Annotated in this window: 13 protein-coding genes; 3 read left to right on the forward strand and 10 right to left on the reverse strand. The window is 70.6% G+C overall.

Features of this window, described 5'->3' with window-relative positions; all coding sequences use genetic code 11:
* Window position 1: 1 nt before the first annotated feature.
* The 4 genes from FDP22_RS08170 to FDP22_RS08185 form a co-directional block, all read right to left on the reverse strand.
* On the reverse strand, window positions 2–826 hold the full coding sequence (locus FDP22_RS08170; protein WP_138572192.1) for an ABC transporter permease: 825 nt from the start codon (window positions 824–826) through the stop codon (window positions 2–4).
* Complete coding sequence (locus FDP22_RS08175) at window positions 823–1,779, reverse strand: ABC transporter permease (protein ID WP_138572191.1); 957 nt, start codon at window positions 1,777–1,779, stop codon at window positions 823–825. The genes FDP22_RS08170 and FDP22_RS08175 overlap by 4 nt, the downstream gene beginning before the upstream one ends.
* Window positions 1,780–1,788: 9 nt before the next feature.
* On the reverse strand, window positions 1,789–3,378 hold the full coding sequence (locus FDP22_RS08180; protein WP_138572190.1) for an ABC transporter substrate-binding protein: 1,590 nt from the start codon (window positions 3,376–3,378) through the stop codon (window positions 1,789–1,791).
* A gap of 815 nt (window positions 3,379–4,193) precedes the next feature.
* Complete coding sequence (locus FDP22_RS08185) at window positions 4,194–6,191, reverse strand: CocE/NonD family hydrolase (protein WP_138572189.1); 1,998 nt, start codon at window positions 6,189–6,191, stop codon at window positions 4,194–4,196.
* A gap of 1,149 nt (window positions 6,192–7,340) precedes the next feature.
* Between FDP22_RS08185 and FDP22_RS08190 the strand changes: the two genes are divergently transcribed.
* Window positions 7,341–8,795 carry a TrkH family potassium uptake protein gene (locus tag FDP22_RS08190; protein WP_138572188.1) on the forward strand — a complete coding sequence of 485 codons (1,455 nt, stop codon included), beginning with the start codon at window positions 7,341–7,343 and terminating at the stop codon, window positions 8,793–8,795.
* A gap of 389 nt (window positions 8,796–9,184) precedes the next feature.
* Here FDP22_RS08190 and FDP22_RS08195 read toward each other — a convergent pair whose 3' ends face one another.
* From FDP22_RS08195 to FDP22_RS08220, 6 genes are all read right to left on the reverse strand, one after another.
* Window positions 9,185–10,111 carry a DMT family transporter gene (locus tag FDP22_RS08195; protein ID WP_170317634.1) on the reverse strand — a complete coding sequence of 309 codons (927 nt, stop codon included), beginning with the start codon at window positions 10,109–10,111 and terminating at the stop codon, window positions 9,185–9,187.
* Between the two features lie 126 nt (window positions 10,112–10,237).
* Window positions 10,238–13,012: a formate dehydrogenase subunit alpha gene (fdhF, locus tag FDP22_RS08200; RefSeq protein WP_138572186.1), complete on the reverse strand. Its 2,775-nt coding sequence runs from the start codon at window positions 13,010–13,012 to the stop codon at window positions 10,238–10,240.
* 12 nt (window positions 13,013–13,024) lie between these two features.
* Complete coding sequence (locus FDP22_RS08205; protein ID WP_138572185.1) at window positions 13,025–14,719, reverse strand: NAD(P)H-dependent oxidoreductase subunit E; 1,695 nt, start codon at window positions 14,717–14,719, stop codon at window positions 13,025–13,027.
* A 114-nt stretch (window positions 14,720–14,833) separates the two neighbouring features.
* The gene (locus tag FDP22_RS08210; protein ID WP_239031908.1) at window positions 14,834–15,721 is read right to left on the reverse strand and encodes a LysR family transcriptional regulator; all 888 of its coding nucleotides are present in this window, start codon (window positions 15,719–15,721) and stop codon (window positions 14,834–14,836) included.
* A 74-nt stretch (window positions 15,722–15,795) separates the two neighbouring features.
* On the reverse strand, window positions 15,796–16,116 hold the full coding sequence (locus FDP22_RS08215) for a nucleoside triphosphate pyrophosphohydrolase family protein (protein WP_138572184.1): 321 nt from the start codon (window positions 16,114–16,116) through the stop codon (window positions 15,796–15,798).
* A 147-nt stretch (window positions 16,117–16,263) separates the two neighbouring features.
* A complete protein-coding gene (locus FDP22_RS08220) occupies window positions 16,264–17,040 on the reverse strand; it encodes a DUF1013 domain-containing protein (protein WP_138572183.1) in 777 nt (258 codons plus the stop codon).
* 146 nt (window positions 17,041–17,186) lie between these two features.
* On the opposite strand from FDP22_RS08220, the gene FDP22_RS08225 reads away from it, so the two are divergent.
* Both FDP22_RS08225 and FDP22_RS08230 read left to right on the forward strand, forming a co-directional pair.
* A complete protein-coding gene (locus FDP22_RS08225; protein WP_138572182.1) occupies window positions 17,187–17,849 on the forward strand; it encodes a ribonuclease T2 family protein in 663 nt (220 codons plus the stop codon).
* Between the two features lie 108 nt (window positions 17,850–17,957).
* Window positions 17,958–18,158 (forward strand): hypothetical protein, encoded by a 201-nt coding sequence (locus tag FDP22_RS08230; protein WP_138572181.1) that lies wholly within the window; start codon window positions 17,958–17,960, stop codon window positions 18,156–18,158.
* The last annotated feature ends 111 nt before the right edge of the window (window positions 18,159–18,269 follow it).

The raw sequence follows: 18,269 nt of genomic DNA on the forward strand, positions 1-18,269 counted from the left end.
GTCAGCCACTGCGGCCTCCCTTGAGATCGGTGGTGCGGTTCAGGACCCAGTCGGCGACGAGGTTCACCGAGATGGCGAGCACGGCGATGGCCGCGGCCGGGTAGAGCCCGGCGCCGATGCCGAACACGATGCCGTCCTTGTTCTCGCGCACCATGCCGCCCCAGTCCGCCGCCGGCGGCTGGACGCCGAGGCCGAGGAAGGAGAGCGAGGAGAGGAACAGCACCGCGAAGATGAAGCGCAGGCCGAACTCCGCCACCAGCGGCGAGAGCGCGTTGGGCAGGATCTCGCGGAAGATGATCCAGGCCGTGCGCTCGCCGCGCAGCCGGGCGGCCTCCACGAAATCCATCACCCCGATGTCCACCGCCACCGCGCGGGCGAGGCGGAAGACCCGGGTGGATTCCACCAGCCCCATCACCAGCACCAGCGTGAGCACGTCCGCCTCCACGACCGAGAGCACCACCAGCGCGAGGATGAGCGAGGGGATCGCCATCACCAGGTCGACGAGGCGCGAGAGCACCTGGTCCAGCCAGCCCCCGGCCACGGCGGCCAGGAAGCCAAGCACCGCGCCGGAGACGAAGGCCAGCGCCGAGGCGAGGGCGGCGATGAGCATCGTGGTGCGCGCGCCGTAGATCATCCGGCTCAGCAGGTCGCGGCCCAGGTTGTCGCCCCCCAGCCAGTAGTCGGAGGAGGAGGGGGCCCAGACATCCGTGACCGTCTGGTTCAGCCCGTAGGGCGCGATCCAGGGCGCGAACACCGCCACGAAGACGAAGGCGAAGGTGAGCACCAGGCCGATCCAGGCGCTTGTCGGGATACGGCGCCAACTCATTTCGGGTGCCTCAGTCTGGGGTTGGAGATGATCGCGACCACGTCGGCCACCATGTTGAGCAGGATGTAGACGGCGGCGAAGATCAGCCCGCAGGCCTGCACCACCGGCACGTCGCGCTTGGACACGTGGTCCACCAGGTACTGCCCCATGCCGGGATAGACGAAGATCACCTCCACCACCACGACACCCACGACGAGATAGGCGAGGTTGATCATCACCACGTTCACGATGGGCGCGATGGCGTTCGGGAAGGCGTGCTTGCGGATGATGGTGAAGGCGCGCAGGCCCTTCAGCTCCGCGGTCTCGATATAGGCGGACTGCATCACGTTGAGGATGGCGGCGCGGGTCATGCGCATCATGTGCGCCAGCACCACCAGCGTGAGGGTGAGCGCGGGCATGGCCACGGTTTCCAGCCGGTCGAGGAAGCTCATCGAATCGTAGACCGTGGCGACCGAGGGCAGCCAGCGCAGCTGCACGCCGACGAAGAAGATCAGCACGTAGCCGATGAAGAACTCCGGCAGCGAGATCGAGGCGAGCGAGAGCCCGGAGATCAGCTTGTCCGGCCAGCGCCCGCGGTAGCGCACGGAGACGAGCCCCAGCAGGATGGCCAGCGGCACGGCGATCACCGCCGCGACGCCGGCGAGGAACAGCGTGTTGCCCAGCCGCTTGCCCAGCGAGGTGGCGATGTCCTGCCCGTTGGAGAGCGCGGTGCCGAGATCGCCGTGCAGCATGCCGCCCAGCCAGGCGAAGTAGCGCGTGACCGCGGGTTGATCGAGCCCCAGCTCGGCGCGCTTGTTCGCCAGCGCCTCGGGGGTGGCAGACTGGCCCAGGATTGCCTGGGCCACGTCACCGGGGAGGATCTGGGTGGCGGCGAAAATCATCACCGACACCGCCAGAAGGAGAAGGAGCCCCATCGCGACGCGCTGGAGCACCAGTCTCAGAAGAAGGCCCATGCCCCCGCCTCAGCCCATGAGCCAGGTCTTGGACAGGGCGTAGCCGTTCATCATGGTCTGGGCGCCGTCTTCTTCCCAGCCGCCGATCCTGTCGGACACCGCCTCGATCCAGTCGTTGAACATCGGCAGGATAAGCCCGCCCTCGTTGCGCACCATGAGGGCCGCATCGTGGTACATGCTCTTGCGCTTCGCCTCGTCCAGCTCGGCCTTGGCCTTGGTGATGAGCGCGTCGAACTCCGGGCGCTTGAAGCGGGTGTCGTTCCAGTCCGCAGAGGAGATGTAGGCGGTGGAGTACATCTGGTCCTGCACCGGGCGGCCGCCCCAGTAGGAGGCGCAGAAGGGCTGCTTGTTCCACACTTCGGACCAGTAGCCGTCACCCGGCTCGCGCTTCACGTCGATGGTGATGCCGGCCGCCGAGGCGTGTTGCTGGAAGAGCTGCGCCGCATCCACCGCGCCGGGGAAGGCCACGTCGGAGGTCTGCAGCACGATCGGGCCGGAATGGCCGGACTTCTTGTAGTAATGCGCCGCTTCCTCGGGGTCGTAGGCGCGCTGCTCGATGTCGGCGGGGAACAGCGGATAGGCGGAGTTGATCGGGAAGTCGTTGCCCACCGTGCCGTAGCCGCGCAGGATCTTGTCGACCATGTCCTCGCGGTTGATGGCGAGCTTGAGGGCCATGCGCAGGTCGTTGTTGTCGAAGGGCGCGGTGTCGCAATGCATGATGAACACGTAATGGCCGCGGCCGGCGGTGTTCTTCACGGTCACGCCCGGTACGCGCTTGATCAGGTCGACGATCTTCGGCTCGACGTTGTTGATCATGTGCACCTGGCCGGACTGCAGGGCCGCGGTGCGGGCGGTGGCGTCGTTGATCACGGTGATTTCCACCTGGTCGGCGAAGCCGCGGTTGCCCGCATCCCAGAAGTTCGCGAACTTCTCGGCGCCGTGGCGCACGCCGGGCTCGTTCACCGTCACCTTGTAGGCGCCGGCGGAGATGCCGGCGTCCGGCGCATCCTTGCCGCCGCCCGGCTGGATGATGAGGTGGTAATCGGCCAGCAGGTAGGGCAGGTCGGCGTTGGCCTCCTTGAGGGAGATCACCAGTTCCTTGCCGTTCACCTGCATGGTGTCGATGCCGCGCATGATGCCCAGGGCGCCGGACTCCGACTTCTCGTTGGAGTGGCGGTCGAGCGTGTCGAACACGTCCTGGGCGGTCACGGTCTTGCCGTTGTGGAATTCCACGCCGTCGCGGATCTTGAAGGTCCAGGTCTTCGCGTCGGAGGAGGCGCCCCATTCCTCGGCGATGCGCGGCTCCAGCGCGCCGGTGGGCCCGACCTCGACGATCTTCTCGCCCCAGGTCTGGCCGAAGACGAAGGGAACCTGGCTCAGGAAGGTGGCGGGGTCCAGGCTGTTGGTGCTCTCGCCGCCCACCATGCCGGCCTTGATCAGGCCGCCCGTCACCGGGTCGGCCGCCCGGGCCACGGAGGCCAGCAGCGTGCCGGCAGAGGAGGCCGTGAGCCCGAGCGCTGCGGCGCGGCCCATGAAGTGCCGGCGGCTCACACCGCCGCGGACAACCTGCCGGCCGAGATGTTCGAGTTCGTTGGTCATGCTTCCCTGTCTCCTGTTGAGTGCGGCGGCGGACGCCGCGCGAATTGATTGGCGCTTCTGCGGGCAAGGCCGGACGCGCTGCCTCACAGAGTGCCATGACGATTTCATCAGGGCGAGTTATTTTTGAACCGCCGTTCAATATGCACGCGGGCTCAAGGCCAGCGCGCGACAGCTCGCACCCGGGATGTTCAGGTCGGATCGGATGGCAGGGTGTAGCCCGAACAGGGGGTTGGGGTCAAACCCGCAGCGGTCGCGCGGTCCGGCCCCCGGCCGGCGCGGCGCCGCCGGTCCGGAACCCCGCTGCCCGGAAACGCGGCAGGCCGGCCCCCGCGCGGTGGAATCGCGGCGCGAAACCGCCGCCGCGCCACCCGCCTCCCGGCCGCCATCCTCCGCCCCGGAATCGCTCCCGAACCGCCGCGCCCTCATGCCGCGCGCCCGTGTCGCGCGCCGCTCAGTCGCCCGCCGCCTTCCGGCCCACAAGCGTGAGGCACCGGAGGTTGCCGTCAGGCGATCTCTGCGCGGCCTCCGGCTGACGCGCAGCGCGCGTTTGTCGGGGCCGCGCAGCAGACACCGGCAGCAGACACCGGCAGCAGACACCGGCAGCAGACACCGGCAGCAGACACCGGCAGCAGACACCGGCAGCAGACACCGGCAGCAGACACCGGCAGCAGACACCGGCAGCAGACACCGGCAGCAGACACCGGCAGCAGACACCGGCAGCAGACACCGGCAGCAGACACCGGCAGCAGACACCGGCAGCAGACACCGGCAGCAGACACCGGCCGCGGCGCCGGAGTGCCGGAGGCGCTCCGGGATCAGGACCAGTCGCGCGGGATGCGTTCGTCGTAGCTGCGGCGGAACACTTCGGTGTCGCCCTCGGTGGCCACCACCTCGCCGGTGATGCGGAAGGCGTCCGCGTCGGAGGTGATGGCGGTGCGCGCCACGGTGCGGAGCTGCCAGTCGCCCCGGCCGTGGGTCTGCTCCCAGACCGCCTCGCCCCGGGCGGAAAGCGGGTCGTCGGGGTGGATCGACCAGGTCTCCGCCACCCAGGAGCCGTTCTCCAGCCCGTGGTCGGCGTCGCGCACCGCGCCGAAGTCGTCGCGCAGGTGCAGGGTCACGGTGCCGGTCTTCTGGTCGGTCTCGATGCGCCGGGAGTTGGAGGCCGGCCGCAGGGTGTCCACCGCCCAGGGAGCCGCGGCCTCCGGGGCCTCGAAGCTCCACTCGGCGCCTTCCGCCAGCTTGCGCTTCGGCAGGCGCACCCGGCCCTCCAGCAGGGTGAGCGTGGCCTGCTCCGGCGCCGGCCAGACCATCGGCCAGTAGGCCGAGGACACCGCCACGCGCAGCCGGTGCCCGGCGGGCACGCGCCAGGCGATGTCGTCGAGCTTCAGCCGGATCTCGTACTCCCGCCCGGGCTCCAGCAGCTCCGGCGCCTCCTGGCTGTCGCGCATGGTGAGGTTCAGCACGCCCCAGGTGATGCGGGTGGAGGCGCCGTCGGGGTGGACGTCGTTCAGCCGCACGCAGACCTGCGCCTTCGGCCTGTCGGCCTTCAGGCGCAGCACCACCTCCGGCCCGCCGACGATGTCCATCGGCTCGGAGAGCGCCGGGCTGTCGAAACAGGCGGAGAGCGCGTCGTCGCGGCGCTGGTCGTCGGGCAGCTCCGGCCCCCAGTAGATCGCGCAATACTCGCCGCCGTGCAGGCCGCAGTCCGCCGGGGAGCGCACCAGGGCGGAGAAGGGCGCCGGGCGTTCGGCGAGGCTGCCGCCCGGGCCCATGTGCAGCACCGCTTCCAGCAGGCCGGGAGCGGGCCACTCCGCCTCCGCGATCCACCGGCCGGGGCGGGTGTCATACCAGGTCTGCGGGCGCACGCTGTCCATGAGGTAGAGGCGCATGTCCGGGTCGGCCTCCACGCCGGTGTCCTCGCCCTTCAGCCAGTGGTCCCACCAGCGCTTCATCTCCTGCAGGAAGCCGATCGGCTCGGGCTTCGCGAAATGCGGGTACTTGTGGATCCAGGGGCCGATGATGCCCTTGGCCGGGGCCTTGAGGTTGCTCACCAGTCGCGAGACGGTGTTCTTGTAGGCATCACCCCAGCCGCCCACGGCCAGAACCGCGGCCTCGATGGCGTCGTAATCCTCGCAGACCGAGCCGTGCTTCCAGTACGCGTCCCGGGTCTGGTGCGCGGCCCATATGGCGTGGAGCATCGGGTTCGTCTCCGTCCGCTGCATCCACAGCTCGCGCCAGTCCGGGCGCAGGGCCGGGTCCGGCGGGCGCGGGGTGAAGGAGAGCATCGTCGCCCCCCAGCCCAGCAGCTCGGCCAGCGGCAGGCCGCCCTTGTAATGCACGTCGTCGTTGAAGCGGTCATCGGTGGAGCACATGGTGACGATGGCCTTCAGCGCCGGCGGGCGCAGGGCCGCGACCTGCAGCGCGTTGAACCCGCCCCAGGAGATGCCCATCATCCCCACCTTTCCGCTGCACCAGGGCTGGGCGGCGATCCAGGCGATGGCATCGCAGGCGTCCTGCAGCTCCTGCGCGGTGTACTCGTCCTCCATCAGGCCTTCGCTGTCGCCGTTGCCGCGCATGTCGATGCGGATGCAGGCATAGCCGTGGCCGGCGAGCCAGGGATGGGTCAGGCAGTCGCGCGCCGTGGTGCCGTCGCGCTTGCGGTAGGGCAGGTGCTCCACGATGGCCGGAACCGGGCGGGCGGCGGCGTCCGCGGGCATCCAGACCCGGGCCGAGAGGCGGCAGCCATCCGGCATCACGATGGCCATGTCGGGGGTCTCGACCACCTCGTGGGGGAATTGCGTCACCGTCTTCATGCCTGCCTCCATGCTGCGCCCGGCCCGCGCCGGCCGGGACCGCGCACCCTAGCCCCGCCTCCCGCAAGAGAAAAGGGCCGGGCCCGCAAAACCCGCCCCCCGGAAGGCCGTGCCCGACACCTTCCTGCGCGGACGCGCGTCCCGTCGCCCCGGGCCGGGGGGACGGGGGCCGGGCAAGGACACACCCTGCCCTCCGGCGCGGGCCGTCGCCCGCCCTCCACGGCCCGGCCAGTAAGGGCTGCTGGCCCTGCGCCGGGGTCGAGGCGTTGCGATGCTGCCGGGCGGTCGGAGCTGCCCGGGAGGCGAGAGGCGCGCGAGGCGAAGCCGGGCGCAGAAGGGTGCCGGGGAGCGGGCGGCGCGTGATGTGAGGCCGGGCGCGCAAGGGAGCGGGGGGGGGGTAGGAGGCGGCTGGTGCGAAGCCGGGCGCGCAAGGGTGCCGGGGAGCGGGCGGCCTGTGGTGTGAGGCCGGGTACGCGAGGGTTCCCGGGAGCAGGCGGCCCGTGATGCGAAGCCGGGTGCACAGGGGTACCGGGGGGCGGGAGGCGCGTGGTGTGAGGCCGGGTGCGCAAGGGAGCGGGGGGGCGGGAGGCCCGTGATGCGAAGCCGGGTGCACAGGGGTACCGGGGGGGCGGGAGGCGCGTGGCGTGAGGCCGGGTGCGCAGGCGTGCCGGGGAGCGGGAGGCGCGTGATGCGAGGCCGGGCGCGGAAGGGTGCGGCGTGGGTGGGCCGGCCCACGCGAACGGCATCACGGCGCCCGGCCCGGTGTGGCCCGGCGGCCGGGCGCGGGGCTTGGCGGAGCGATGCCGCCGGGCGCACAGGGCGTGTCGGGGCACATCAGCCGGAGGCGCGCGGCGGGAACGGCCCGGTTCGTCGGGCCGGGGCGGGCGCGCCCCTGTCGCCCGGGCTGCGCGGGGCCGGTATGCGCGGCGGGTCGTCCGGCAGGCCGAGACCGCGCGGCGGGGCGCCGGGCGGGGAATTCGGCGCGCGGGGAGTTGACCTCCTCGTGGCGCTCTGCTCTCTGATCCCGGGCCCCGCGAGACCGAAAGTGCGACAGCGCCGGCCCGGCAGAACAGAGGATGAGCGCCCCGTGCTTCACAACCGCAGCCTGCCCGCGCCCCGACCGGGCCGCGCCGCGACGGGAGCGCGCGCATGAGCCTCGTGGTGGAATTCCGCAGCGCGTTGCACGTGGTGGCGGTGGTATCGCTGGCACTGGCCGCGATCATGCTCGCCCCGGCGGGAATGGGCCTGTCGCTGGGCTGGCCGGGGGCGAACTCGTTCCTCGTCAGCGCGGTGATGGTGGGTGTGGTGTCGCTGATGGTGGCGGTGTCCACCTGGGGCGCGCGGCGGCCCGACCTCACCGCCCGGTTCGGCTTCATGCTGGTGAACCTTCTGTGGTGGATCTCCCCGGCCGTCTGCGCCGTGCCGCTGATGCTGGGGCCGGCGCAGCTGAGCTTCGTGGATGCCTATTTCGAATCGGTCTCCGGTATGACGACCACCGGCTCCACCGTGATGACCGGGCTGGACGGGTTCGACCACGCCACCCTGCTGTGGCGCTCCATCGTGCAATGGCTGGGCGGGCTGGGCATGCTCTCGCTCGGGCTGATCCTGCTGCCTTTCCTCTCCGTGGGCGGCATGCAGCTGTTCCGGATGGAAAGCTCCGACCGCGCCGACAAGCCGCTGCCCCGCTTCGTGGCGCTCTCGAAGGTGATCCTGCTGGTCTATGTCGGGCTGACGCTGGCCTGCGCCGGGCTCTACTCGCTGGCCGGCATGAGCGGGTTCGACGCCTTCAACCACGCCTTCACAACGCTCTCCACCGGCGGCTATTCCACCCATGACGCCTCGATGGGGTATTTCACCGGCACCGGCGTGCTGTGGGTGGGCACGGTGTTCATGATCGCCGGCAGCCTGCCGTTCAGCCTCTACATCGTGCTGATCTTCTCGCGCCACCGCATGGGGGTGGACCCGCAGGTGCGGGTGTTCATCAGCATCATCGTGGTGGCCACGGCGCTGCTGTTCTTCGGGCGCTCGGGCGACGACGCCCACGGCCTGCACGCCCTGGCGCAGGACGCGTTCAACGTGACATCGGTGATCACCACCACCGGCTACGCGGCGGGGGACTACACGGTCTGGGGCACGCTGGCGGTGCCGCTTTTCTACGTGCTCACCTTCCTCGGCGGCTGCGCGGGCTCCACGGCGGGCGGGCTGAAGACCTACCGGCTCATCGTGATGATGGAACTCATCCGTACCTCGCTGGCCGAACTGCTGCACCCGCGCGGCGTGTTCCCGATGCGCTACGGCAACCGGCAGATCGCACCGGACATCTTCCGCTCCGCCCTCGTCATGATGATGGCCTTCATCGCCACGCTGGGGGTGCTCACCATCCTGCTGGGCGCCTGCGGGCTGGACTTCCTCACCGCGCTCACCGGGGCGGTGACCGCGCTCACCAACGTCGGCCCGGGCCTGGGCGACATCATCGGCCCCGCGGGGAACTTCGCGCCGCTGCCCGACACGGCGAAGATCCTGCTCGCCATCGGCATGGTGCTGGGGCGGCTGGAGATCCTCGGCTCGCTGGTGCTGCTCTCGCCGCTCTTCTGGCGGACCTGAGGGCTCGGCGCGGCAGGGGCGGCTTGCTCCGCCTTCCGGCCGGGGGGCCACTCACGCAGGAAGGTGAGACTGCCCCCGGCTGTCGCCATCCCGCCCGGCGCGGCGGGGCTCCGGCGGCGGCTCGCTTCGCCTTGCGGCCGAGCGTGCGCTCGCGCATGAAGGTGAAGACGCCCCCTGGCCGCCACACTCCCGCTCAGCATGGCGAAGATCCCGCAGCGGCGCGCTCCGCCCGGCGGCCGAGCGCGTGCCCGCGCGGGAAGGGGAAGATGCCCCTGGCCGACACCCTCTCGCTCAGTATGGCGGAGGTCCCGCAGCGGCGCGCTCCGCCCGGCGGCCGAGCGCGTGCCCGCGCGGGAAGGGGAAGATGCCCCTGGCCGCCCCTGTCCCGCTCAGCGCGGCGGGGTTCCGGCGGCGGCGCGCTCCGCCTTGCGGCCGAGGGCGCGCTCGCGCAGGAAGGTGAAGAGGCCCGTGGCCACTACCAGCCCGGCACCGGCATAGGTGAGCGGGCGCGGGAAGTCGGCGAACAGCAGCATGCCCAGGATCAGCGCCCAGACCAGCGCCGTGTAGCGGAACGGCGCGATGAAGCTCATGTCGCCGGTGCGCATCGCCATGGTGATCATGATGTAGCCCGCCGTCACCAGCAGCCCCGCCAGCCCCACCTGCGCCAGCGTGGCGGGGGAGGGCGCGGTCCAGCCGGTCACCACCAGCCCGGCCGCCCCGGTGAGCGTGAGCGAGCTTGCCGCCACGAAGGCCACCAGCACCGAGGGCACGGCGCGCGACAGGCTGCGGGTGGAGAAATCCCGCATCACGAGGAACCCCACCGCCCCCAGCGCGCAGAGCGACCAGGCGGTGAACCCCTCCGTGCCCGGCCGCACGATCAGCATCACCCCGCCGAACCCCACGGCGATGGCGAGCGAGCGCCGCCAGCCCACGCGCTCGCGCAGCAGCAGCGCGGCGGCCAGCGTCATCGCGAGCGGCGCCACCTGCAGGATGGCGGTGGCATTGGCGAAGGGGATGTGGAACAGCGCGGCGAGGAACATGAGCGTGCTGCCCATCTCCCCCACCGTGCGCCAGGAGAGCGCGCGCAGGTCCGCCCGCGCCAGCCGCAGGCGCGAGCGCTCCAGCCGCGCGGTGAACACCGCGAGCAGGGTGCTGGCGATGCAGCCGCGCAGGAAGATCGCCTCCCACAGCCCGATCTCGGCGGCAACCAGCTTCATCAGCGCGTCATGTACGGTGAAGATGCCGGTGCAGGCCACCATGATCCCCGCTCCGCGCATGTTCTGGGCGAGCGTGTAGGCTTGAGCAGGCTGGGGCATGGGCGGCGATCTCCGGGAGGGTCCGCCCTGCGTGGTCGGTTTTGCCTGCGTTTGCAAGGGGCAATGCGCGCGCCGCATCCCGCCGCGTGCCCGGCCCGCCCCCCTTCCGGGAGGCGGGACCGGCGATCACTCGGCCGCGACGGCGCCCTCGATCCGCTCCACCCGGCAGGCGGAGAACTTGAACTCCGGGATCTTGCCGAACGGGTCGAGCTGCGGGTTGGTGAGCACGTTCGCGGAGGCCTCCACATAGGCGAAGGGCACGAAGACCATGTCCTCGGACACCGCCCTGTCGGCGCGCGCCATGATCTCGATCGCGCCGCGCCGGGTGGTGATGCGGAACATGTCGCCCGGCGCGATGCCGAGCTTTGCGAGGGTGCGCGGGTGCATCGAGGCGTTGGCCTCCGGCTCCACCGCGTCGAGCACGCTGGCGCGGCGGGTCATCGAGCCGGTGTGCCAGTGCTCGAGCTGCCGGCCGGTGGTGAGGATCATCGGGAAGTTCGCGTCCGGGATCTCGGCCGGCGGGGTGACGCGCGCGGGCGTGAACTTCGCCCGGCCGGCGCGGCGGGGGAAGCCGTCGCCGAACACCACGGCCTGGCCGGGGTCCTCCGGGCCGAGGCAGGGGTAGGTCACCGCGCCCTCGCGCTCCAGCCGCTCCCAGGTGATGTGATGCAGGCTGCGCATCGACATCTTCATCTCCGAGAACACCTCGCGCGGGTGGTCGTAATCCCAGTCCAGCCCCAGCTTGCGGGCCAGCGCCACGATGATGCGCCAGTCCTCGCGCGCCTCGCCCGGGGGCGAGACGGCGGGGCGGCCCATCTGCACCTGGCGGTTGGTGTTGGTGGCGGTGCCGGTCTTCTCGGCCCAGGCGGAGGCGGGCAGGATCACGTCGGCGTAGTTCGCCGTCTCGGTCAGGAACACGTCCTGCACCACGAGATGCTCGAGCTTGGCCATCGCGTTGCGGGCATGCTCCACGTCGGGGTCGGACATGGCGGGGTTCTCGCCCAGGATGTACATGCCGCGGATCTCGCCGCGGTACATCGCGTCCATGATCTCGACCACGGTCAGGCCGGGCTTCGCGTCGATCTCGGTGCCCTTCCAGATGTGCTTGAAGAGCTCGCGGTTGTCCGCCTCCGCCACCAGCTGGTAATCGGGCAGCATCATCGGGATCAGGCCCGCGTCGGAAGCGCCCTGCACGTTGTTCTGCCCGCGCAAGGGGTGCAGGCCGGTGCCCGGCCGGCCCACGTGGCCGCAGAGCAGGGCGAGCGAGATCAGGCAGCGCGAGTTGTCGGTGCCGTGGATGTGCTGCGAGATGCCCATGCCCCAGAAGATCATCCCGGCGCGGGCGCGGGCGAACTCGCGCGCCACCTCGCGCAGGGTCTCGGCGGGAACGCCGCAGAGCTCGGCCATCCGCTCGGGCGGGAAGGCGCGGATATGGTCGCGGAACTCGAAGAACCCTTCGGTGAACCCCTCGATGTACTGCCGGTCGTAGAGCTTCTCCTCCACGATCACGTTCATGATGGCGTTGAGCATGGCCACGTCGGTGCCCGGCTTGAACTGGAGCGAGCGCCAGGCGTGGCGCTTCAGCCCCATGCCGCGCGGGTCCATCAGCACCAGCTTGCCGCCGCGCTTGGCGAACTGCTTGAAATAGGTGGCCGCCACCGGGTGGTTCTCGATCGGGTTCGAGCCGATGACGATGGCGATGTCGGCGTTCTCGATCTCGTTGAACGTGGCCGTCACCGCGCCCGAGCCCACGTTCTCCATCAGTGCCGCCACCGAGGAGGCGTGGCACAGCCGGGTGCAATGGTCGACGTTGTTGTGCCCGAAGCCCTGGCGGATGAGCTTCTGGAACAGGTAGGCCTCCTCGTTCGAGCACTTGGCGGAGCCGAAGCCCGCCACTGCCTTGCCGCCGTAGTAGGAGCGCAGGTCGGAGAGGCCGTGGGCCGCCACCTCCAGCGCCTCCTCCCAGCTCGCTTCGCGGAAATGCGTCCAGGGGTTGGCGGGGTCGACGTTCAGGCCCTTTTCCGGCGCGTCCTTGCGGCGGATGAGCGGCTTCGTCAGCCGGTGCGGATGGGTGATGTAGTCGAAGCCGAAGCGGCCCTTCACGCAGAGCCGGCCCTCGTTCGCCGGGCCGTTGATGCCGTCGACCCAGGCGATCCTGTCGTCCTTCACCTTGTAGGAGATCTGGCAGCCCACCCCGCAATAGGGGCAGACGGACTTCACCTCGCGGTCATAGTCGCGGCTGTCGCCCTTCTGTGCGGTGTCGAGCGCGGTGGCGGGCATCAGCGCGCCGGTGGGGCAGGCCTGCACGCATTCGCCGCAGGCCACGCAGGAGGAGGCGCCCATGGGATCATCGAAATCGAAGACGATCTTCGCGTCATGCCCGCGGCCGGCCATGCCGATCACGTCGTTCACCTGCACCTCGCGGCAGGCGCGCACGCAGAGATTGCAGTGGATGCAGGCGTCGAGGTTCACCCGCATCGCCACGTGGCTGTCGTCGAGCAGCGGCACGTGGTCCGCCGCCATGGCGGGGAAGCGCGAGCCGGAGACGTTGGTCAGCTCCGCCATGTCCCACAGGTGGGAGGAGCGGTCATGCGCCGCCTCCTGCTCCGGCTGGTCGGCCAGCAGCAGCTCCATCACCATCTGCCGGGCCTTCTCCGGCCGCTCGCCGGCGGAATTCACCACCATGCCCTCGCGCGGCGCGCGGATGCAGGAAGCGGCCAGGGTGCGCTCGCCCTCGATCTCCACCATGCAGGCGCGGCAGTTGCCGTCGGAGCGGTAGCCCGGGGCGTCCTTGTGGCACAGGTGGGGGATGCGGGTGCCGTGGCGCTTCGCCACCTCCCAGATGCTCTCGCCCTCGTTGGCGGTGACGTCGCGGCCGTCGAGCCTGAATGTGATGCTCATGGTCTGTCTCCGTCAGATCTCGTCGGCGAAATGGCGCAGCATGAGGCGGATGGGGTTCGGCGCCGCCTGGCCGAGCCCGCAGATGGAGGCGTCCTCCATCACCTTGGCGAGGTCGAGCAGCAGCTCGTGGTCCCAGCGCTCGGCCTGCATCAGCTTCACCGCCTTCTCGCAGCCCACCCGGCAGGGGGTGCACTGGCCGCAGCTTTCACTCTCGAAGAAGCGCAGCATGTTGAGGGCCGCGTCCCGCGCCCGGTCGGCCTGCGAGAGCACCACCACCGCCGCGGAGCCGATGAAGGTGCCGTGCGGCTGAAGCGTGTCGAAGTCGAGCGGGATGTCGTCCATCGTGGCGGGCAGCAGGCCGGAGGAGGGGCCGCCGGGCTGGTAGGCCATCAGCTCATGCCCCTCGGCCATGCCGCCAGAGGCCGCGATCACGTCACGGATGGTGGAGCCGGCGGGCAGCAGCTTCACTCCCGGCTCCCTCACCCGGCCGGAGACCGAGTAGGAGCGCAGGCCCTTGCGGCCGTTCTTCTCGGTGGCGGACAGCACCTCCGGCCCGTCATGGGCGATGCGCCCGATCCACCACAGCGTCTCCACGTTGTGCACGAGGGTGGGGCGGCCGAAGATGCCCTTCTGCGCCACGAAGGGCGGGCGGTGGCGCGGGATGCCGCGCTTGCCCTCGATCGACTCGATCATCGCCGATTCTTCGCCGCAGATATAGGCGCCGGCGCCGCGGCGCAGCTCGACGAAGCCGGGGGCGATGAGCCCCGCCTCCTCCAGCCGCGCAAGCTCGCGGCGCAGGATCTCCAGCACCGCGGGGTATTCGTCGCGCATGTAGAGGAACACGGTCTGCGCCTCCACCGCCCAGGCGGCGATGAGCATGCCCTCGAGGAACAGGTGCGGCGTGCGCTCCAGGTAATGCCGGTCCTTGAAGGTGCCGGGCTCGCCCTCGTCGCCGTTCACCGCCATCAGGCGCGGCCCGGGCTCGGCGCGCACGAAGGACCATTTCTTGCCGGAGGGAAAGCCCGCGCCGCCAAGCCCGCGCAGGCCGGAGGCGAGCAGTTCGTCCTGCACCTCGTCCGGGCTGCGCGCGCCGCCGCGCAGGGCCTTCAGCGCGCCGTAACCGCCGGTGGCGGCATAGGCGGCGTAGTCCTGATACCCGGGGACATGGGCATGGGTGTCGCCGGCGGCGATGGCCTCGGCCACCTTCTCCGGCGTGGCATGGTCGATGTGGTTATGGCCCAGCTCCAGCACCGGCGCCGTGTCGCAGCGGCCCATGCAGGGGGCGCGCAGCACCCGCACCTCGCGCCCGCCGTTGTACTGCTCGGAAAGCTTCGCCATCAGCGCCTGCGCGCCGGCCAGCTCGCAGGAGAGCGAGTCGCACACCCGGATGGTGAGGGCGGGCGGGGCCTCCTCCCCCTCCTTCACCACGTCGAAATGGGCGTAGAAGGTGGCCACCTCGTAGACCTCGGCCTGGGAGAGGCGCATCTCCTCGGCCAGCGCGCGCAGATGTGCGGCGGAGAGGTGGCGATAACGATCCTGGATCAGGTGCAGGAACTCGATCAGGTGGTCGCGCCGGCGGGCGCGGTCGCCCAGCAGGGCGCGCACCTCGTCCAGGGCGCCGTCCTCGTATTGCCGGCCCTTGGGCGTGCGCCGCCCCTTCCCGCGCCCGGATTTCCAGACGCCCTCACGCTGATCAAGTGGAGCCATTCGGCATTTTCCTCCCGGAATTCCGCCGCAGTATCGCCGCTGGCCCGGGGCAGCGGCAAATCGGATTTCAGGAAGGCGTGATAGGCAAAAGTTATCGTGAGGCCGCCCGCGCGGTCATTTCGCCAGCAGCAGGGCCTCGGCGCGCAGCACGGTGACGGCCGGCGGCTCCGGGTCGCGCAGCAGCGAGAGCAGGCCGATGGGCTTTTCCACCACGGGGCTGTCGAGCGGCAGCATCACCAGCCCCAGCCCGGCGCCCAGCCCGGTGGCGAGACGCTCGGGCACGATGGTCGCCACGCCGCCGCCGACGGCCTGGGCGAGCGCCACGGTGAGCGCATTCGTCTCCGTCACCGGGGCGGGCGTGAGCCCGAGCGAGGCGAAGACCTCGTCCACGATCATCCGGTTGCGCATGTTGGAGGAGAGCAGGCACAGCGGCAGGGCGGCGGCCTCCGCCCAGCTGGCCCGGCCCTGCGGGCGCGGCGCGAGGGCGGGCGGGGCCAGCAGCACGTACCGCTCCGGGTAGAGCGGGGTTGCGCGAATGGTGGCCGGAAACGGCTGGTCGAGATAGCTCAGCCCGATGTCGAAGCCGAACTCCTCCAGCCCGCGCAGGATCTGCGAGGAACTGGCCGAGACGATGCGCAGCACCAGCCCCGGGTGCCCCTCGCGCAGCCGCGCCGGCAGGCCGGCGGCGAAGCTCAGCGCGGTGGGCACGCAGCCCAGCGTCACCTGCCCGGAAAGCGAGCCCTTCAGCGCCTCGATCTCCTGGCGCAGCCCCTCGGCCTCCGCCAGCAGGCGCCCGGCCCATTTCAGCACCACCTCGCCCTCCCGCGTGAGGCCGATGAAGCGGTTGCCGCGCTGGACCACGGGCGTGCCCAGCTCCGCCTCCAGGTTGCGGATGCGCGCGGAGAACGCCGGCTGGGAGATGCCGCAGGCCTCCGCCGCCCGGGCGAAATGCCGGTGGCGGGCCAGGGCGGCGAGCAGCTGCAGGTCGCGTAGGTTGGTCATTCGTCCTGCCGGGGCACTGCGGGGCCCCGAGCCTGTGCGATGCGCGCGGCGAATGCAACAGCGCGGCGTCAGCCCTATGCGGGGGGGCGCTGCGCGCCGGGCGCGAAGCGCCACTTGCGCTGCACGGCGGCGGCAAGGTCCAGGTCGTTCTCGCGGGCGAAGAGCAGCACCATGCCCAGCAGGTCGGCGGTCTCGTCGGCGAGGTCCTGCGCCAGCGCTTCGGCCGAGCGCTCCCGCCGCCGGTCACGGCCGGTGAGCTTGTTCCACACCTGGGTGAGCTCGCCCATCTCCTCCTGCATCTTCAGCACGAACCAGTCCGGCTCCGGCGCGATGCCATGGGCCGCGCAGTACTTGCGCGCGGCGGCGGCGAACTGGTCCTGAAGGTCACTCAGCATGGAAGGCTCCGTCCCCGATACATGTTCATGAAATGTTCATAGCATCGGGCCGGGCGATTCTCAACGCCTGCGCGGGGCCGGGGAAACGCGAAAGGCCCGGACGCGGGGTCCGGGCCTTTCGGTGATCTCGCGGCGGGGGAGGCGGCCTCAGGGTTGCTCGTCCTCGTCCTCGTCCTTGCCGCCCTTGGGCAGGTTGAAGAAGCTGTCCGCGTCCACGAGGGTGGAGCGGTTGTCCTCCTCCTCCTCCTCGCCGCGGGGGTCCTTGCCGCTGTCGAGGGTGAAGTTCTCGAACCCGCTCACCGAGGAGGGCAGGCGCGGCTCGTGGTCCATGTGCAGGGACTGCGAGGTGGCGAGCAGGCGCATGCGCTCCTCGGCCGTCATCGTGGTTTCCTGCAGCGCGGCCTTCTTGGCGGCGGCCTTCTGCACGGCGCTGTCGAGCTCGACCTGCCGGCACATGCCGAGCGCCACCGGGTCCACCGGCTGGATGTTGGCGATGTTCCAGTGCGTGCGCTCGCGGATCGTCTGGATCGTCGGCTTGGTGGTGCCGACGAGTTTGGCGATCTGGCTGTCGGCCAGCTCGGGGTGGAACTTCACCAGCCAGGCGATGGCGGCGGGGCGGTCCTGGCGCTTGGAGAGCGGGGTGTAGCGCGGGCCCTTGCGCTTCATCTCGCCTTCGGAGGCCGGGTTGAACTTCAGCTTCAGCCGCGCGGCGGGGTCGCTCTCGACACGGGCGATCTCCTTGGCGGTGAGCTGGTTGTTCACGATCGGGTCGAACCCCTTCATCCCCTGGGCAACCTCGCCATCGGCGATTCCGTTCACCTCAAGCTCGTGCAGCCCGCAGAAATCGGCGATCTGGGCAAAGGTCAGCGTGGTGTTCTCGACCAGCCACACGGCGGTGGCCTTGGGCATCAGCGGCAATGTCATCGTGCTTCTCTCCCATTCGAGGGCTGTGTCTCGTGTACGGCTCCGCCACGCTGCGAAAACGCGGGCGCAGGACGCTACTCATGTTTCCGAGGGGGGAATCGCCCTGTATATAGAAGCATACTGCCACAGGATAAAGGGGTTTCGGCATGCGGCTTTCCCGGAGGTGGGGCTCCCTGGCCCTGGCGCTGGCCGTGCTGCTGCCCGGCCTCCCCGGCGATCCCTCCGCCGCGCGGGCCGATACGCCGGGGCAGTTCGATTATTACGTGCTGGCGCTGAGCTGGTCTCCGGGCTGGTGCGCGCAGGAGGGAAAGCGGCGCGGCGCGCCGGACTGTGCCCCCGGCGCCGGGCGCGGCCTCACGCTGCACGGGCTCTGGCCGCAGTTCGAGCGGGGCTGGCCGAAAGACTGCCCGGCCGGAGCGCGTGACGCCACCCGGGCGGAGACCGCGGCGATGGCCGACATCATGGGCTCCGCCGGCCTCGCCTGGCACGAATGGAAGACGCATGGCCGGTGTACCGGGTTGACGCCGCAGGCTTATTTCGAACTGTCGCGGCGCGCCTACGCCGCCGTGTCCCGCCCGGAGGCCCTGCGCGCGGCCGGGGGCGCGCAGATGTCGCCCCGGGCGGTGGAGGCCGCCGTGCTGGCCGCCAACCCGGGCTTCGGCCCGGACGGTGTGACCGTGCTCTGCCGCGACGGCCGGCTCACCGAACTGCGCCTGTGCATGACCCGCGCACTTGAACCGCGCATTTGCGCACCCGATACACGCAGGGATTGCAGCCGCAGCCTGATCGCCATTGAACCGGTTCATTGATCAACCTTTAGATTATTTGTTGGTTAACCTTTTCTTGTTTCCTTTTAGGCTGTTTGGTTCCAGAGTGAGAGACCTTGACGCAGGTCCAAGTCTTGGGGGTTTTGGATTTTGACCACTGACGCCGATACCCGCGTGGAAAACACGGTGAGCGACGCCGCGATGCGCCGCCTCACCCTCACCCGCATGTTGATCTGGGCGGCGCGGGAAGCGCGCGAGATCGAATGCGTGTCTTCCGCCGAACATCTCGATCGCGCATTGGGTTCGATCGCCGACTGTATCAGGGACGGGTCCTCGCTGCGCCGTTTCTGACGCCTGGCCTCGCTGCCGGTGCGCCGGTCTCCGGCGCCTGAGCGCGTGGGCGGGCGGCGAGCATCCTGACCCGCCGGGCGCCTGCCGCCGCCCCCGGCAGCAGGCCGCGGC

The organism is Paroceanicella profunda, from assembly GCF_005887635.2.
Lineage (GTDB): Bacteria > Pseudomonadota > Alphaproteobacteria > Rhodobacterales > Rhodobacteraceae > Paroceanicella > Paroceanicella profunda.

Bases quoted from the DNA above. Each gene is read 5' to 3' on its own strand.
- FDP22_RS08190 (WP_138572188.1), top strand. From the start codon at position 7,341: ATGAGCCTCGTGGTGGAATTCCGCAGCGCGTTGCACGTGGTGGCGGTG.
- FDP22_RS08180 (WP_138572190.1), bottom strand. From the start codon at position 3,378: ATGACCAACGAACTCGAACATCTCGGCCGGCAGGTTGTCCGCGGCGGT.
- FDP22_RS08175 (WP_138572191.1), bottom strand. From the start codon at position 1,779: ATGGGCCTTCTTCTGAGACTGGTGCTCCAGCGCGTCGCGATGGGGCTC.
- FDP22_RS08195 (WP_170317634.1), bottom strand. From the start codon at position 10,111: ATGCCCCAGCCTGCTCAAGCCTACACGCTCGCCCAGAACATGCGCGGA.
- FDP22_RS08215 (WP_138572184.1), bottom strand. From the start codon at position 16,116: ATGCTGAGTGACCTTCAGGACCAGTTCGCCGCCGCCGCGCGCAAGTAC.
- FDP22_RS08220 (WP_138572183.1), bottom strand. From the start codon at position 17,040: ATGACATTGCCGCTGATGCCCAAGGCCACCGCCGTGTGGCTGGTCGAG.
- FDP22_RS08185 (WP_138572189.1), bottom strand. From the start codon at position 6,191: ATGAAGACGGTGACGCAATTCCCCCACGAGGTGGTCGAGACCCCCGAC.
- fdhF (WP_138572186.1), bottom strand. From the start codon at position 13,012: ATGAGCATCACATTCAGGCTCGACGGCCGCGACGTCACCGCCAACGAG.
- FDP22_RS08170 (WP_138572192.1), bottom strand. From the start codon at position 826: ATGAGTTGGCGCCGTATCCCGACAAGCGCCTGGATCGGCCTGGTGCTC.
- FDP22_RS08205 (WP_138572185.1), bottom strand. From the start codon at position 14,719: ATGGCTCCACTTGATCAGCGTGAGGGCGTCTGGAAATCCGGGCGCGGG.
- FDP22_RS08225 (WP_138572182.1), top strand. From the start codon at position 17,187: ATGCGGCTTTCCCGGAGGTGGGGCTCCCTGGCCCTGGCGCTGGCCGTG.
- FDP22_RS08210 (WP_239031908.1), bottom strand. From the start codon at position 15,721: ATGACCAACCTACGCGACCTGCAGCTGCTCGCCGCCCTGGCCCGCCAC.